17 protein-coding genes and 1 pseudogene are annotated in these 15,908 nt (G+C 70.9%); 11 read left to right on the forward strand and 7 right to left on the reverse strand.

Annotation, left to right across the window (positions count from 1 at the left end):
• The 8 genes from NH602_RS00480 (at position 1) to NH602_RS00515 (ending at position 9,401) form a co-directional block, all read left to right on the forward strand.
• Positions 1-1,590 (forward strand): acyl-CoA carboxylase subunit beta, encoded by a 1,590-nt coding sequence (locus tag NH602_RS00480; protein WP_253066691.1) that lies wholly within the window; start codon positions 1-3, stop codon positions 1,588-1,590.
• A 5-nt stretch (positions 1,591-1,595) separates the two neighbouring features.
• Entirely contained in the window at positions 1,596-3,587 is a 1,992-nt protein-coding gene (locus NH602_RS00485; RefSeq protein ID WP_253066692.1) for a biotin carboxylase N-terminal domain-containing protein, read from the forward strand.
• Positions 3,588-3,651: 64 nt separating this feature from the next.
• Positions 3,652-4,476, forward strand: coding sequence for an SDR family NAD(P)-dependent oxidoreductase (locus NH602_RS00490; RefSeq protein ID WP_253066693.1), 825 nt, complete (start codon positions 3,652-3,654; stop codon positions 4,474-4,476).
• Positions 4,473-5,855, forward strand: coding sequence for an acyclic terpene utilization AtuA family protein (locus tag NH602_RS00495; RefSeq protein WP_253066694.1), 1,383 nt, complete (start codon positions 4,473-4,475; stop codon positions 5,853-5,855). Before NH602_RS00490 ends, NH602_RS00495 begins: the two co-directional genes overlap by 4 nt.
• A complete protein-coding gene (locus NH602_RS00500) occupies positions 5,839-6,162 on the forward strand; it encodes a hypothetical protein (protein ID WP_253066695.1) in 324 nt (107 codons plus the stop codon). Before NH602_RS00495 ends, NH602_RS00500 begins: the two co-directional genes overlap by 17 nt.
• Positions 6,163-6,196: 34 nt before the next feature.
• Positions 6,197-6,961: an enoyl-CoA hydratase/isomerase family protein gene (locus tag NH602_RS00505; protein ID WP_253066696.1), complete on the forward strand. Its 765-nt coding sequence runs from the start codon at positions 6,197-6,199 to the stop codon at positions 6,959-6,961.
• Positions 6,958-7,725: an enoyl-CoA hydratase/isomerase family protein gene (locus tag NH602_RS00510; protein WP_253066697.1), complete on the forward strand. Its 768-nt coding sequence runs from the start codon at positions 6,958-6,960 to the stop codon at positions 7,723-7,725. Before NH602_RS00505 ends, NH602_RS00510 begins: the two co-directional genes overlap by 4 nt.
• Positions 7,726-7,745: 20 nt before the next feature.
• Positions 7,746-9,401 (forward strand): class I adenylate-forming enzyme family protein, encoded by a 1,656-nt coding sequence (locus NH602_RS00515; protein ID WP_253066698.1) that lies wholly within the window; start codon positions 7,746-7,748, stop codon positions 9,399-9,401.
• Between the two features lie 113 nt (positions 9,402-9,514).
• On the opposite strand, the pseudogene NH602_RS00520 reads toward NH602_RS00515, so the two are convergent.
• A pseudogene (locus NH602_RS00520) lies at positions 9,515-10,219 on the reverse strand (acetyl-CoA C-acyltransferase); the annotation flags it as partial.
• Positions 10,220-10,394: 175 nt separating this feature from the next.
• Between NH602_RS00520 and NH602_RS00525 the strand changes: the two are divergent.
• The gene (locus NH602_RS00525) at positions 10,395-10,568 is read left to right on the forward strand and encodes a hypothetical protein (protein WP_253066699.1); all 174 of its coding nucleotides are present in this window, start codon (positions 10,395-10,397) and stop codon (positions 10,566-10,568) included.
• Positions 10,569-11,127: 559 nt separating this feature from the next.
• Here the strand turns inward: NH602_RS00525 and NH602_RS00530 are convergent.
• Together NH602_RS00530 and NH602_RS00535 are read right to left on the reverse strand one after the other, a co-directional pair.
• Positions 11,128-11,691: an HD domain-containing protein gene (locus NH602_RS00530; RefSeq protein ID WP_253066700.1), complete on the reverse strand. Its 564-nt coding sequence runs from the start codon at positions 11,689-11,691 to the stop codon at positions 11,128-11,130.
• An 8-nt stretch (positions 11,692-11,699) separates the two neighbouring features.
• On the reverse strand, positions 11,700-11,882 hold the full coding sequence (locus NH602_RS00535) for a hypothetical protein (protein WP_253066701.1): 183 nt from the start codon (positions 11,880-11,882) through the stop codon (positions 11,700-11,702).
• A 214-nt stretch (positions 11,883-12,096) separates the two neighbouring features.
• Between NH602_RS00535 and NH602_RS00540 the strand changes: the two genes are divergently transcribed.
• A complete protein-coding gene (locus NH602_RS00540; RefSeq protein WP_253066702.1) occupies positions 12,097-12,945 on the forward strand; it encodes a serine protease in 849 nt (282 codons plus the stop codon).
• Between the two features lie 37 nt (positions 12,946-12,982).
• Here NH602_RS00540 and NH602_RS00545 read toward each other — a convergent pair whose 3' ends face one another.
• Positions 12,983-13,258: a hypothetical protein gene (locus NH602_RS00545; RefSeq protein WP_253066703.1), complete on the reverse strand. Its 276-nt coding sequence runs from the start codon at positions 13,256-13,258 to the stop codon at positions 12,983-12,985.
• 52 nt (positions 13,259-13,310) lie between these two features.
• Between NH602_RS00545 and NH602_RS00550 the strand changes: the two genes are divergently transcribed.
• A complete protein-coding gene (locus NH602_RS00550; protein ID WP_253066704.1) occupies positions 13,311-13,721 on the forward strand; it encodes a hypothetical protein in 411 nt (136 codons plus the stop codon).
• A gap of 43 nt (positions 13,722-13,764) precedes the next feature.
• Here the strand turns inward: NH602_RS00550 and NH602_RS00555 are convergent, their stop codons facing one another.
• The 3 genes from NH602_RS00555 to NH602_RS00565 form a co-directional block, all read right to left on the reverse strand.
• The gene (locus NH602_RS00555; protein ID WP_253066705.1) at positions 13,765-14,025 is read right to left on the reverse strand and encodes a hypothetical protein; all 261 of its coding nucleotides are present in this window, start codon (positions 14,023-14,025) and stop codon (positions 13,765-13,767) included.
• Positions 14,026-14,101: 76 nt separating this feature from the next.
• Positions 14,102-14,632, reverse strand: coding sequence for a hypothetical protein (locus NH602_RS00560; protein ID WP_253066706.1), 531 nt, complete (start codon positions 14,630-14,632; stop codon positions 14,102-14,104).
• Between the two features lie 608 nt (positions 14,633-15,240).
• On the reverse strand, positions 15,241-15,908 hold a 668-nt coding region (locus NH602_RS00565), incomplete at its 5' end, for an electron transfer flavoprotein subunit alpha/FixB family protein (RefSeq protein ID WP_253066707.1).

Here is a 15,908-nt window from a genome sequence, read left to right on the forward strand (position 1 = left end):
ATGGCGAACACAGCGACCCGTCCCGGCGAGGTCACCTCCGCGAACCGCGAGGCCGCCCTGGCCGCCATCGGCCGGCTGGAGGAGACCCAGGCGCGCGCCCGCGCCGGCGGCGGCCCCGTCTACGTCGAGCGGCACCGCGCCCGCGGCAAGCTGCTCGTGCACGAGCGGATCGAGCTGCTCCTCGACCCGGGCACGGCCTTCCTCGAGCTGTCCACGACGGCGGGATGGGGCTCCCCGTTCCCCGTGGGGGGCAGCGTGGTCACCGGGATCGGGGTGGTCTCCGGCGTCGAGTGCATGGTGGTGGCCAACGACCCGACCGTGCGCGGCGGCACCTCCAACCCCTTCACCTGGACGAAGATCATCCGGGCGCTCGAGATCGCCCGGACCAACCGGCTCCCGGTGGTCAACCTGGTCGAGTCGGGCGGGGCCGACCTCCCGTCGCAGGCCGAGCTGTTCGTGCCGGGCGGGGCGCTGTTCCGCGACCTGACCCGGATGTCGGCCGACGGCGTCCCGACCGTCGCGCTGGTGTTCGGCAACTCGACGGCGGGCGGCGCCTACGTGCCCGGCATGTGCGACCACGCGGTGATGGTGCGCGAGCGGGCCAAGGTGTTCCTCGGCGGCCCTCCGCTGGTCAAGATGGCCACCGGCGAGGTGTCCACCGACGAGGAGCTCGGCGGGGCCGAGATGCACTCACGCGTCTCGGGTCTGTCCGACTACCTGGCCGAGAGCGAGCAGGACGCCATCCGAATCGGCCGCCGGATCATCGCGACCATCAACTGGCGCAAGCAAGGCCCCCGCCCCACGCTGCCGGTCACGCCGCCCGTCCGAGACCGCGAAAGCATCCTCGACGTCATCTCGGCGGACCTGCGCGTCCCGTTCGACCCCCGTGACGTGCTCGCACACGTCCTCGACGGGTCGACCTTCGACGAGTACAAGCCGACCTACGGCACGAGCCTGGTCACCGGCTGGGGCACCCTGCACGGCTACCCCGTCGGAATCCTGGCCAACGCAAACGGCGTGATCTTCCCGGAGGAGGCACAGAAGGCCACGGAGTTCATCCTCCTCGCCAACCAGATCGACGTGCCACTGCTGTTCATGCAGAACACGACCGGCTACATCGTCGGCAAAGTCTACGAGCAGGCAGGGATGATCAAGGACGGCGCCAAGATGATCAACGCCGTCTCCAACAGCGCGGTCCCGCACATCACGCTGCTCATGGGGTCGGCCTACGGAGCGGGCTACTACGGCATGTCCGGCCGCGCCTTCGAGCCGCGTTTCGTCTTCGCCTGGCCCGGATCCCGCACCGCGGTCATGGGGGCCACCCAGCTGGCCGGCGTGCTCTCCATCATCGCCCGCAGCGCCGCCAAGTCCTCCGGCAACGAGTTCGACGAGGCCGCCGACGCAGCGCGACGACAGCAGATCGAGGACCAGATCCGCACGGAGTCCGACGCATTCTTCATGAGCGGCAAGCTGTTCGACGACGGGATCATCGACCCGCGCGACACCCGCACCGTTCTCGGGATCGCCCTCTCCGCCATCGCCTCCGGCCCGGTCCAGGGCCGTCGGGGCTTCGGCGTCTTCAGGATGTGACGACCATGTCGATCAGCAAGATCCTCGTCGCGAACCGTGGCGAGATCGCGTCCAGGGTGATCAGGACGTGCCGTGAGATGGGCATCGCGACGGTGGCCGTCCACTCCGACGACGACGCGTTCGCCCCCTACGTGGCCGACGCCGACGAGTCGGTGCATCTCCCGGGCAGCCGGTCGGCGGACACCTACCTCCGAGCCGACCTCGTCGTGGAGGCTGCGCGCCGGACCGGCGCCGACGCGGTCCATCCGGGATACGGCTTCCTCTCCGAGAACGCCGGGTTCGCCGAAGCGTGCCAGGCGGCAGGGATCACCTTCATCGGCCCCACGCCCGACGCGATCAGGTCGATGGGCGACAAGCTGCGGTCCAAGGAGCTCATGGGCGCCGCGGGGGTCCCGATCCTGCGCAGCGTGCGGCTCGACGACGCCACGGTCGACCGGGCCACCGCCGAGGACGTCGCGGGCATCGGCTATCCGGTCCTGGTCAAGGCCAGCGCCGGGGGCGGCGGCCGCGGCATGCGCGTGGTTCTCGCCCCGGAGCACCTGCAGGAGGCCGTCGACTCCGCGCGTCGCGAGGCCGCGTCCGCCTTCTCAGACGACACGGTCTTCGTCGAGAAGTACGTCGTCGACCCGCGCCACGTCGAGGTCCAGGTCATGGCGGACGAGCACGACAACGTCGTCGCCCTGTTCGAGCGTGAGTGCTCGATCCAACGGCGCCACCAGAAGGTGCTCGAGGAGGCCCCGTCCCCCGTCGTGGACGAGGACCTGCGCCGCCGGCTGTGCGACGCGGCCGTCGAGGCCGCGCGCGCCGTCACCTATCGGGGAGCCGGAACCGTCGAGTTCGTCCTCGCGCCCGACGGCAGCTTCGCCTTCCTCGAGATGAACACCCGCCTGCAGGTGGAGCATCCGGTGACGGAGCTTGTCACCGGTCTCGACCTCGTCCGCCTCCAGATCGAGGTGGCCGCGGGACGACCGCTCCCGTCCGAGGCTCTGGCCCCCCGGCTGCACGGGCACGCGATCGAGGCCCGGCTGTACGCCGAGGACGTCGCCGCCGGCTACCTGCCCACGTCCGGGACGCTGACACGGCTGGACTGGCCGGCGGACCCAGGCCTGCGGATCGACGCCGGCGTCGTCGGCGGCTCGCACGTGCCCCCGCACTACGACCCCATGCTCGCGAAGGTCGTGATGTGGGCGCCGACCCGGGACGAGGCGGTATCCCGACTCGCCTCGGCACTGCGCCGGACCCGGATCGCGGGCCTGACGACCAACCGCGACCTGCTTGTGCAGGTGCTGGAGCACGACGCCTTCCGCCGGGCCGAGTTCAGCACGTCCTTCCTCGACGACTGCGACGTCGAGTCTCTGCCCTCCCTGGTGGCGCCGGAGGACGCGGCGGGTCATCTCGCCGCCGCCGCGGTCGTGCTCGACCACGTCGACCGCGCCGGGGTCGCGGTGCAGCAGTCCATCCCCACGGGGTGGCGCAACAACAGGTCGGCCCCTGCGTCCCGGGTGTTCGATCATCGCGGGGAGCAGGTCGCCGTCCAGCACGTCCTCGCCGAGGACCGGACCCTGACGGTCCGCGTCGGCGACGGCCCCGAGCTGCGCGGACGCGTGTGGGACCTCGCGTCCGACTCGGTCGACCTCGACCTCGACGGGGTTCGCCGCCGCTACGGCGTCGACGCCGCGCACGGGCGGGTGGCCGTCTCGTCACCGCGCGGGTCCGTCACGGTCACCGCGGTCGAGCGGTTCCCCGACGAGTCCCGGGTGGCCCCACCGGGTGCGCTGACGGCGGCGATGCCCGGGACGGTCGTCGCCGTCCACGCGAAGGTCGACGACGAGGTCGTCGCGGGTGCCCCGCTCGTGGTCCTGGAGGCGATGAAGATGGAGCACAGCGTCCTCGCCCCCGAGTCGGGCCGTGTCGCCGAGATCGTCGTCGGCGCCGGTGAGCAGGTCGAGGCCGGTGCGTTGCTCGCTCGGATCGAGCCTGCGGAGTCCGACGTATGAAGCCCACCGCCCAGTCGTCGCCCTCGCGCACGCCCCGTGCGCGAGGGCCGGAATGGAGAACGTCATGACCACCACCCCCGGCGGCGACCGAGTCGCCCTGGTCACCGGGGCCTCCCGTGGCCTCGGCCGAGAGATCTCGGTCCACCTCGCCCGATCCGGCCACGACGTGGTCGTCAACTGCCGACGCAACCTCGACCACGCCGAGGAGGTCGCGGACGAGGTCCGCGCCCTCGGCCGTCGGGCCCTCGTCGTCCAGGCGGACGTCGAGGACGAGGCGGCCGTCACCGACATGTTCGCGCAGGTCGAGCAGGAGTTCGGCCGGGTCGACGTCCTCGTCGCTAACGCCGCCGCCACGGCCTTCAAGCCGATGCTGGAGCTGTCCGACGCCAACGTGGCGCGCACGCTCAACCTCGTCGTCGGTGGCTTCGTCCGCCTCATCCGCGCCACCGTCCCCCTGATGGGGCCGGGCGGCCGGATCGTCGGCATCAGCGGGATCGACAGCTTCCGCTACATGCCGGGACACGGCCTCCTCGGCGCCGCCAAGGCGGCCATGGAGAGCCTGGTGCGTTCCTACGCCGTAGAGCTCGGGCAGGCGGGGATCACCGTCAACTCTGTGTGTCCTGGCGGCTTCGAGACCGCCTCCTCGAAGATCTGGGGCGGCTCGGAGTTCGAGTTCCTGAAGGAGCGGTTCACCGCACAGTCCGCGGTCAAGGACTTCGGCACCGTCGACGACATGGCCTGCACCGTGGACTTCCTCGTCTCCCCCGGGGCCCGGTTCCTCACCGGCCAGACCATCGTCGTGGACGGCGGGCTCACCGCGAATCTCGGGGAGCTCGACGCGCTGAACTCGGCGACCCGCAAGTTCGCGAACGGGATGGCGCTGTCATGAAGACCGTCCGGCTGGGAGCAGGCTCCGGCTACTGGGGCGACATGATCGAGTCGGCGACGACGCTGGCTCGGCACGGCGAACTCGACTACCTGGGTTTCGACTTCCTCGCCGAGCTGACCATGTCGCTGCTGCAGGGTGCGAAGCGTCGCGACCCCCACAAGGGCTACATCCCCGACGTCGTCCCGTGGATGCGGCAGCTGCTGCCCATCACCCACCCGAACGGCACCCGGATGGTGCTCAACGGCGGCGGGGTCAACAGCGTCGCCGCGGGTGAGGCCGTCGCCGCCGAGATCCGCCGGGCCGACCTGGACTCCGTCCGCCTCGCGACGATCGCCGGAGACGACCTGACCGACCGCATCGGTGACCTCCGGGCCGCCGGCGTCCCGTTCGTCAACCTCGACACGGGCAGCTCCGACTTCGACGGCATCGCCGACCGTGTCGTCTCCGCGCACGCGTACATCGGCTCAGAGGCGATCGTCGAGGCCCTCGAGCTCGGCGCCGAGGTGGTGATCGGGGGCCGCCTCGCCGACAGCTCGCTCTACGTCGGGCCGCTCGCCCACGAGTTTGGGTGGACACCGGAATCGGGGCGGTGGGACGCCATCGGCGCGGCCGTCACGATCGCCCACGTCATCGAGTGCGCCGGGATCTGCTGCGGCGGCATGAGCTCGCAGTGGAAGCACGTGCCGGAGCCCTGGAACATCGGCTTCCCGATCGCGGAGGTCAGAGAGGACACCTCCGCGATCATCTCCAAGGTGGCGGGCACCGGGGGCCTGATCAACCAGTGGACGATCAAGGAACACCTGCTCTACGAGACCCACGATCCGGCCGACTACCGCATGCCCGACGGCATCGCCGACCTGACGACCGTGCGCGTTGAGGAAGTCGGCCCCGACCGGGTCGAGCTGACCGGGATGACGGGCCGGGAGCGGCCGGACCAGCTCAAGGTCCAGATCGGGTACACCGACGGCTGGATCGCCGAGGGGCGTGTGCTCATCCCGTGGCCCGACACCCTGGAGAAGGCTGAGCGGTGTGAGGAGTTCATCCTCAAGCGCCTGGACATCATCGGCATCAAGCCCCGTGAGATCCGCTTCGACCGCGTCGGCGTCAACGCCCTCGGAGGCAGCCTGATCCCCCTGCCCTCAAGCGACCCCGAGGAGATCGAGGTGCGGGTGGCGGCCAGGGTCGAGACCCGCGCCGAAGCCGACGCCATCCGGCGCGAGCTGACCCACTTCACCACCGCCGGCCCGGTCGGTACGGCGTTCGGTGCCCAGATGAAGGCTCGCGAGGTCATCGCACTGTGGCCGACCCTCGTGCCGCGAGACCTCGTTCCGACCAGCGTGGCCGTAGAGGAGGTGACTCGTCGTGTCCACATTGCTTAACGATCTGGCCTACACCAGATCCGGCGACAAGGGCGACGTGAGCAACATCGGGATCATGGCCAAGGGGCCTACGGAGTTCGAGGTCCTGCGCGCCGCCGTGACCCCCGAGGCGGTCAAGGGCTTCTTCGGCGACCTGGTCACCGGTGAGGTCCACGTCTACGAGCTGCCGCTCATCGAGTCCCTCCAGGTGGTCATGTACGGGGCCCTCGGCGGAGGCGCCACCCAGACCCTGCGGTTCGACGAGACCGGGAAGTCCATGGCCGCCCTGATGAGCCGGTTCCCCATCCCCGGGGGCGACGATGACTAGCAAGGTCCTAGGGGTCGAGCACCCCGTCACGGGCGTGGCGGTACTGCACCTCGACCGGCCCGACCAGCTCAACGCCCTCGACGACGAGCTCATGCGCGCACTGCCTGACGCCCTGCGCGCGCTGGGCCGCGACCCCGAGGTCCGCGCCGTCGTATTCACCGGTTCCGGGCGCGCGTTCTGCGCGGGCGGCGACCTCCACGACCTCGGCCCGCGGCTCTCCGCGGGCATCGAGTCGGCACGTCAGCTCATGCTGACCTACCACGAGGTCATCCGCGCCATCCAGGAGGTGGACCTCCCCGTCATCGCCGCGGTCGACGGAGCCTGCGCGGGCGCCGGGTTCAGCCTCGCCGCAGCGTGCGACCTCGTGGTCGCCGGCCGGTCCGTCCGGTTCGTCCCCGCGTTCACCACGGTGGGGCTCGTCCCCGACCTCGGCGCCCTCCACTTCTGGGTCGAGGCCCTGGGCCCGCACCGCGCAAAGGAGCTCGCCATGCTGGGCGAGCCGATGACCGCCGACGTCGCGGCCGTGCACGGGCTCGTGAACCACGTCGTCGACGACGGCGGCGCCCTCGCCGAGGCCACCAAGCTCGGTGAACGGCTCGCCAGTGGCCCGTCCGCGTCATACGCGATGATCAAGTCGATCGTGAACGGGGTCACGTCGAAGACTCGCGACGATGTCATGGCGCTGGAGGCCTTCGCGCAGGCCGCGGCCTTCCGGACCTCGGAGTTCGACGAGGGCGTGGCCGCCTTCCGCGCGAAGCGACCGCCCGCCTACGGACCTCGACAGGTGGGGTCCCGATGAGCTCCGACGCCGTGCTCACGCGCGTCGACGACGGGCTCCTCTGGATCACCATCGACCGCGCCGAGTCCCGCAATGCGCTCAGCCGCGAGGTGCGTGACGGGCTGTGGGAGGCGCTGCGGCGGCTTCGTGACGACCCCGACGTCGGGGTCGCCGTGCTCACCGGGAGTGGTGACCGCGCGTTCTGCGCAGGCGGGGACCTGAAGGAGATGTCCGAGACCGGGATGACCGTTCCCCCGCCGGACTTCCTGCCGCACCTGGGGCGCAACATCCACACCGACAAGCCGCTCATCGCGGCGGTCAACGGTCAGGCCTTCGGTGGGGGCTTCCTGCTCGCCCAGATGGCCGACCTGTGCATCGCGTCGGACAAGGCCGTGCTCGGTATCACCGAGGCACGCTGGGGCCGGGGCTTCCCCTGGGCCATGCCGCTGCTGCCGCTGGTGCCACCCCGTGTCGCCCTCGAGATGATGGTGTCCGCGAAGCCGATCACCGCGGAGCGGGCCTACGAGATCGGTCTGGTGAACCGGGTCGTGCCGGCGTCGGACCTGCTCGACGACGCCGAGGCGACAGCACGGACCATCCTCGCCAACGCACCTCTCACCGTGCGTGCCGCCAAGCGAATGGTGCACCTGTCACTGCGCGGCACCTACCGGGACCTGTTCGACGAGGCCGAGGAGATCTTCCGGCCGGTCTACCTCAGTACTGACGCTCAGGAGGGCCCCACCGCCTTCCGCGAGCGACGCGCGCCGCGATGGAGCGGCGCCTGACTCCGTGAAGGAGGAGTTCGATGTACCACGAGGGGCTCAACCAGACCGTCAACCGAGTTCTCGACGAGAGCTGCCGTCGCTGGGGTACCCGCACCGCCCTGGTCGAGGGCGACCGTCGCTGGAGCTACCTCGAGCTCCGCCGAGAGGTCGCCCGGCTCACCCACGGCCTGCGTACTGCGGGAATCACGCAGGAGGACCGCGTCGCGTTCCTCATCGGCGTGACCTCGGATTGGATCGTCCTCTACTACAGCCTCATGCGGATCGGGGCGGTCGCCGTGCCCCTGAACCTCACCTGGGAGGGCCGGGAGATCCACGAGGGTCTCACGCTCACCCAGGCGACGGTGCTGGTGGCCACGGAGGACTTCCGCGGCGCCGACTACGTCGCACGGACGGTCGGTGCCGTGGAGATCAACCCGGTGAGCGGGGAGGACGGGCGCAGCGGCCGGGTCACGTCCGATGCCCTCCCCTATCTGCGCATGCTCATCTCCGTCGAAGGCTCAGGTCGCCACGCGCCCCTGGCGGCGTCGCTGGTCGAGCTGAAGGAGGAGGGCACGGAGACGGACGCCGCCGGGTTCGCCGCCCTGTCCTCGACCGTGCACCCCGACACGCACTCGATCTACCTACTCACCTCGGGCACCAGCAGCTTCCCGAAACCGGTCATCCACGACCACCAGTCCCTCCTGGTCGGCGTCGCGAACTACGCCGACGGCGTCGAGGCGACATCGGACGACTCCACACTCATCATCGCGCCCAACTACCACGTCGCGGCCTACTTCACGGTCCTGATGCTCCATCTGCGTGGCGGCGCCGTCCACCTCACGCCGCACTTCCTCCCGCGGAACGCACTCAAGATCATCGAGCGCGAGCGCATCTCACTGCTCTTCGGGTTCGACGTGCACTTCCTGATGCTCAAACGCGACCCGATGTTCGAGCTCTACGACTTCAGCAGCGTGACGCGCACGATGATCGGCTCGAGCCCCGCATCGTTCGATGAGATCGCCGCCATGGGCGTCCAGCACCAGGGCAACATCTACGGGTCGAGCGAATACGTGGCGGCACAGACCTTCTTCCCGTTCCGGGACCGCCACGACACCGCCCGGATGAGGACCTCCCACGGTCGCCCCGGACTGGGCATGCAGCTGCGGATCGTCGACTTCGACACCGGCCTCGAAGTGCCGACGGGCGAGCCCGGCGAGATCTGCTTCAAGGGCCCCGCGCTGTTCAAGGGCTACTACAACATGCCCGACGAGACGAAGAGCGCGTTCGACGACGACGGCTTCTTCCACAGCGGCGACATCGGCTGGGTCGACGCCGACGGCTACCTCTACTACCGCGGACGGCGCAAGGAGACGGTCAAGTCCGGCGGGGAGAACGTGAGCATGCAGGAGGTCGAGCTGTTCCTCCAGCTCGAAACGGAAGGCGTCGCCAAGGCACTCGTCGTCGCCATGCCCGACCCGCGCTGGGGCGAACAGGTCTGCGCCATCATCGAGCCGGCCCCAGGAACGACATTCGACGAAGCGGCGATCATCGCGTCCTGCCGCGGCCGCATCGCCGGCTACAAGATCCCCAAGCGTGTGGTGCGCGCCGAGACGGACAACTGGACCTACACCCCGACCGGCAAGCTCGACCGCCGAGCGATGACGGAGTGGGTGAAGCGCCGCGACTCAGCGGACTGACGGGGCCGGCACGCCTGCCCGGGGCATGGCGCGAGATCTAGCCGACTCGCGCCGTGCTCCGCACACCACCTCGACCGCCAGGCCTTCGCACGAGCTCGACGTCGCCGCTCGCTTCAGAGCAACTCGATCAGCGTCGCATTCGCCGTCCCGCAGCCTTCGCACATCGTCTGTAGGCCGTAGCGGATGTCCTCGCGTCGCATCCGGTGGACCATCCGGGTCATCAGGATCGCACCGGAGCCGCCGAGCGGATGGCCGGTGGCGATGGCTCCGCCGTCGGGGTTGACGCGGTCTCGGTCCACGTCGAACTCCGCGAGCCAGGCCAACGGGATGGGCGCGAAGGCCTCGTTGACCTCGAAGGTCCCGATGTCGCGCGCCGCGATCCCGGTGCGCTTGAGCAATTTCGCCGTGGCCGGGATGGGTCCGGTCAGCATCTCGATCGGGTCGGAGCCCGCGACCGCGCCACCCACGTAGCGGGCAATGGGCGTGAGTCCTAGCTCACGCGCCCGCTCCGCGCTCGTGATCAGCAGCGCGCCCGCGCCGTCGGAGATCTGGGACGAGTTGCCGGCGTGGATGACACCGTCCTCGACGAAGGCGGGCTCGAGCGCTGCGAGCGTCTCGACCGTGGTGCCGCGGCGGATGCCCTCGTCCGCGGTCAACGACGGTGCCTCCGGGATGATCCCGATCTGGCCTGCCAACGCCCCGTTGTCGGTCGCGGCCGCCGCGCGGGCGGGCGACTCGGCCGAGAACTCGTCGAGGTCACGGCGGGTGAGGCCGTAGCGGCGCGCGATCAGCTCCGCGCCGATGCCCTGGTTGAAGTCACCGCCCGGGAGGAGGTGCTCGGGCGATCTGCGCCGCGTACCACTCGCGAACCAGCGGACCGAAGGGCCGGCGGGCGTGCCTCACCCCCCGGTGAGTCTGACGGCGAGCGCGACTGCGGTCTCCGGTCAGGCGCCGGGGACGGCCGTCGTTGCGGGTGGCGGGAGGTACGGCGTCGTGGACGGCGGCGCGGGTGGGACGCTCGGCGGCGGGAAGTCTTCCGGGGCGGGCCGCGGTGCGGAGCTGCCCGGCGGCGGCGTGCTGGACGATGATGATGCGGACGTTGACGACGTTGACGACGTTGGCGGCGCGGTCGTGGTGGTGACCGGTGCGGGGCCGACGCCGGTCTGATCGCACAGGTAGCGGGTGCTGGTGCCGAGCTGCCGGCAGGTCAACACGATCTGGCCGCCTGGAGCGCCGGGGGCCGCGGTCGGTAGCGCGATCGTCGGCAACGGCGGGACGGCCGGTCGAGGCGCAGGGCTGGCCTCCGCCTCCTGGCAGGCGGTGCCGAGCAGGGCGACGGCGAGCACGGCGGCGGCGATGCCGGCGGTTCGCCTGGTGCGCACATGAAGCGCGGGGAGCTGCATGGTCGGTACGACGTGCGGCGGCCCGCCCGGTTCGCGACCGAACGGCGCAATCCGGGCGAACGGCGCGGCCGGGCCAGGTGGTCAGTAGCGGCGGCGACCGCGCTGCGTCGGAGACCAGGAGGCCCTGGCCACGATGGTATCGGGCGTCGGCGGGCATCGTCAGGTGCGTCTGGTCGTCAAGGGCGGCGAGGTAGTGTCGGGTGTCGACGGCTTGTCCGGGTCGCCGGCGTGGGCTCGCTCGGCGGCGATGCCTCGGATCGCGGCCACGCACGCCCGGCGTGACTACGCCGACTGTTTTTCTGCGGGGCGACGCTGACGAGGATTTAGGTGTGGTCCGGTCGGTGACCGGCGTCGACCAGCCATCGGAGCGCGCGGTCGACTGCGGCCTGGCGGTCGCCCATGCTCGGCCCCAGTGCTCGCCCGACGAAGTGCTCTGGTCCATACCGGGCGCGTACGTCGGCCATCCGTGCGGCGAAGGACACCGGCTGCCCGTCGGGGCTGGTGGTCATATCGAGGTACCAGAGCAGATCACGCACCAGCCCCTGCTCGTCGCGGAACTGGTAGAGCTGCTCGGCGACGCCGAACTCGCGGGCTTCGTGGATCGCGGCGGAGTGATGGGCGACCAGCCCCCACAACCGCTCCCCGACCCCGAGCTCGCGCATAGCGTTCGCGCCGTCGAGCGGGTGGAATCCAGTGGTGGCCAGGGGCGGGGCGTAGCCGATGTCGTGCAGCCACGCAGCGTTCACCAGCAACTCCCCATCAGCGGGAGAGAGGTGCGCGGCGACGGCCTCGGCGCGCCGGGCCACACCCTGCACGTGTCGCCACCGGCGTGGCAGCACGCCGGCGAGGTAGAGCTCGGCCAGGTCCCGGTCGGAGTCGGCGCTCATCGTCGGGCTCAGGGGACGATCCGCAGCCGCGGATAGGCACTGCCGCTCTCGGCGACGGACCGGCCGGGTGCAGGTTCGAGGGCGCGGCGGCTCCAGATCTCGGTGACCGCATCGACATCGTGTGCGTCGGTTGGGTTGTCGGGGTCGAGGCCGAGACAGCGCAGCGCGCCGTCGAGGTCGGGAACCGTCATACCGACAGCGTCCCCGCCCGACACCGTCACCGAGGCCCGTTCGCGCAACTTCCGCCGCAGACACCGCGCCCCGTGCCGGCCTCGTGCTGCTCGAGCGACAGACCACAGCGGACTCGTTCGCAGTTGCGCATTCGCCCGTGGTCGCCCGCGGGGTCGGATGTACTCCCCCCCTGTTCGGCCGGAGCGGTCCGGCGTATCGGCGGGGAGGTAGTCGGTGGGGCAGGGCGTCGAGGTGCGGTCGCGGCATCGGGTCTGGCTCGCACTGCTGGCGGTGCTACTGCTCGGCTGGACCGCCGGCCTGATCGGCTGGTGGCTGTCCACCGACGGCCGCGGGTCTGGGGCGAGCCCGTCGGCGGCGGTGTCGCTCAACCCGGCCGAGCGCGGGGAGTACTCCGCCGGCGCCGGGCCGGCGCCGTCGACGATCGGGGTGCTGTTCAACGACGCCCACCGCTGCACCGCCACCCTGATCTCCTCGAACTCGGGCAGCGTCGCAGTCACCGCCGCGCACTGCGTCTACACCGACGGCCGCTGGGTCGAGGGCCTGGCCTTCGCCCCCGGCTACAGCAACGGCAACCCCCGCTTCGGCACCTGGCCCGTGGAACGGGCCTGGGTGCCCGCCGCCTGGCAGGACGGTTCCGGGCGGGCCGGCAACGGTGAGCTGATCTATCCCGAGCACGACGTCGCGTTCCTGCGCCTGGCCCGCGACCCCGACGGCAACACCGCCCAGGACGTCCTCGGCGCACAGGGCTTCACCTTCGACTCCCCCGACCAGCAGCAGGTCACCATCACCGGCTACCCCGCCGCGCCCCCCTACGACGGGGAATCCCAGCAGTCCTGCACCGGTACCGCCCGCAACACCGGTGGCCTGCACGGCGCGGTCGTCCAGCTCGACTGCACCCTGACCGGCGGCTCGTCCGGGTCGGCGTGGATGGCCGACCTCGACCCCGCCACGGGCCTGGGTTTCGTCACCGCGGTCGAGTCGATCGGCGGCGACTCCTCCGTGAGCGGACCGCCCTTGGGTGTCGAGGCCGAACGGCTCTACCACGCCGCCGACCACTCCTGACCCCGCCCGGCCGCCCCGTGGCCGGCAGGGACGTGGGTTATCGGGTGCCGTTGTAGAGCTGCTGGGCCCGTGAGCGGGACAGGCCGAGCTCGGCGGCGATCCGGCCGTAGCCCATCCCCTGCTCATCCTTCATCGCCTGCACCGACTCCCGGATCAACCCCGCCAGCTCCGAGACGAACCCCGAGTTCTCCGCCAGCACCTCACCGATCAACCGGTGCCGCGCACCCGGGTCCTCCACACCGCGCACCACCTCGATGATCCGTTCCGACATCTGCGTGTGCAGCTCGCACGCCGATTCCCGCCGCTCGCTCATGCCGGTGTGTATAGCCCACCTTGACGACGTACACCCCACCCTATACACCTGCATGGTGGACGACGACGGCGAGCCGGAACGGATCTCATGGTGCCTGGGCCAGGCCAGGTGCGGCGCCTATCGCTTCGCCGGATTCCGCGGCCAACCCCGCCCTTGCACCCACCCACCACGCTGGGCCGGCCTCGTCCTGGTCGAGCACCGCCACCCCGTCGAACTGTGGATCGAATACGCCTGCGACCTGCACGTCTCCCGTCTACAGGCGCCCCGGGAGCTGCTCGACCGTGACCGGTCCGCGCTCGACCAGCGCCGCGAGCAACACGAACTCGGCGCAGCCGGCCAGGTCTACGAACGGCCGGGCCCGATCGCGACCGGCGCGGCCGGCCGCCACCGGCTACGCCGCGCCCTGACCCTCGCCGCACCACCCCAGGCGCAGGCCGGCTCCGGGACCGCGCCGTCGCCGTGATCGCCGGGCCGGGTGGGCCGCCGCAGGCGTCCGCTCCACCGTCTCAGCCGCTGTAGCGCTGGGACAACACATCGCGGATCCCCGTCAGCTCGAGCTCACCATCGGCCGTCTCGCCGGGGAACACATACGCCTCGTTCTCCGCGACCTGGACCCGGAACTCCTGACGCCCCTCGGCCAGGACCCGCGCGTGCAGCGCCTCGACCGCGGCGTCGCGGGCGGATTCCCAGTCCGAGCCTTCGCCGTGGTCGGTCCAGGCCACGTTCTCTGCCCCTGACCGCAGCACTCCTACCCGCCACTGCTTCATGGGTTCGAGGGTGACGCAGCGGGGCTCGGCTGCACCAGCAGCCGGGCCCCGCCATCCACAATCCGACCCTCGCGGGCTACTCGGTCGGGGTCTGTCCACAGGCCAGCAGGTCCTCGGCGATCCGCCACGCATTCAGCATCGAGGTGTAGGCCACCGCGTCGGCCAACTCCCAGGTGACCGGGCCGACCTGCATCCGCAGCAACGGCGGCACCTCCCGACCCGGCGCCGGGGTCAGCATCGACGCGGTCACCGCCGGAGTACCGGCGGAACGCACCATCGCCGACAGCAGCCACGGCCCCACCGCCACCGCCGCATCGCGGCGCCCCTGGGGCAGGGCGTGCGACAGACCCCGCGCCAACGGAGCGGCGGCGGCCCACTTGTCGGCGATCGTCGCCGCGGTGCGATGCATGCTCACGTACACCAGCACCGTGCCCAGGGTGATTCCGAGCTGCTGCTCGGGGGTTCCGGCGAAGCGCATGTCGACCCGGGTCGGAACGAACCCCGCGACCCGCACCGCCAGCGTACTCACCGACGCCAGACCGCGGCCAGCGTTCTCCTCGGCGATGGACCTGTCGGTGGTGGTGATGGTCTGCTGCGCCTTGCCCATGGTCGCCTCCGCGAAACGAGAAGGGGCCTGTCGGCCCGGGAACCCCGAAGGGGTGGCGGGGAGCTGTTACCCCGCCGCCCCTTGGGGCGACCCGGCACGGCCGGCGAGGCTCGCGGTCAAGGGCCGGCCGCAGGCCGGTCGCGCAGCGACGCGGAGCGCCAGCGCAGCGCCCTTGACCGGGAGACCGGCCGTGCTAAGCCACCGGGCTAACAGGCCACGCCGCAGGCGTTCCACTGAAGTTCTCGGCCGCGCGGCCTTAAGCGGAACTAGAACGTGATGGGTTCTTGATCCTATGTCGGGCCGTGAGCAGCAACGATCTGACAAACATGCTCGCGCTGTTCAGCAGACGAATCCATTAACTTGGGCAGTCGCCGGCAGGCACTGGCGATCGAACAAGGCATGAGGTTCAGATCCTTGAGCGCGGCGGCTCCCCATCTCGGTGACCGCATCGATATCGCGCAACAACTGAGTCGTCGGGGCAGCCCGCCGGGATGTCAGATACCTGCCTCGGGCGCGGTCGACGTCACGGCTACGCCCACCGGGGGGTTCTGCCCGGACAGACGCGTCGCTCGGACGACGGGTGGTCGTTTCGAGCAGGAGGAGGCGCGTTAGCCCTTGCGCTTGGCCACTTCCTCCTGCAGCTGCGGCGCCACCTTGAACAGGTCGCCGACGATGCCGAAGTCGGCGATCTCGAAGATCGGCGCCTCCTCGTCCTTGTTCACCGCGACGATCGTCTTCGACGTCTGCATGCCGGCGCGGTGCTGGATCGCGCCGGAGATGCCGAGGGCGATGTAGAGCTGCGGCGAGACCGACTTGCCGGTCTGGCCGACCTGGAACTGCGGCGGGTAGTAGCCGGAGTCGACCGCGGCGCGCGAGGCACCGACGGCGGCACCGAGGGAGTCCGCCAGGCCCTCGACGACGGTGAAGTCGTCGGCCGAGCCCACGCCGCGCCCACCGGAGACGATCACGGTCGCCTCGGTCAGCTCCGGACGGGACCCGCCCTGGATCGGCTCGCGGCCGGTGACGGTCGCGGCACGCCCGGACGGGGCCGGGACCTCGACGGTCTCGCGGGCACCCGCACCTGCGGCGGCCTCGATCTCGATCGAGCCCGGGCGCACGGTGATGACCGGGTGCTCGGTGTTCGACTTGGCCTCGGCGGTGTAGGCACCACCGAAGATCGAGTGCGACACACCGTCGGCCGAGACGCCGACGACGTCGGACAGCAGCCCGGAGTTCGTCCGGACGGCGAGCCGACCGGCGACCTCCTTGCCGTTGC

Origin of the sequence: Pseudonocardia sp. McavD-2-B (assembly GCF_024124365.1) — a bacterium.
GTDB lineage: Bacteria > Actinomycetota > Actinomycetes > Mycobacteriales > Pseudonocardiaceae > Pseudonocardia > Pseudonocardia alni.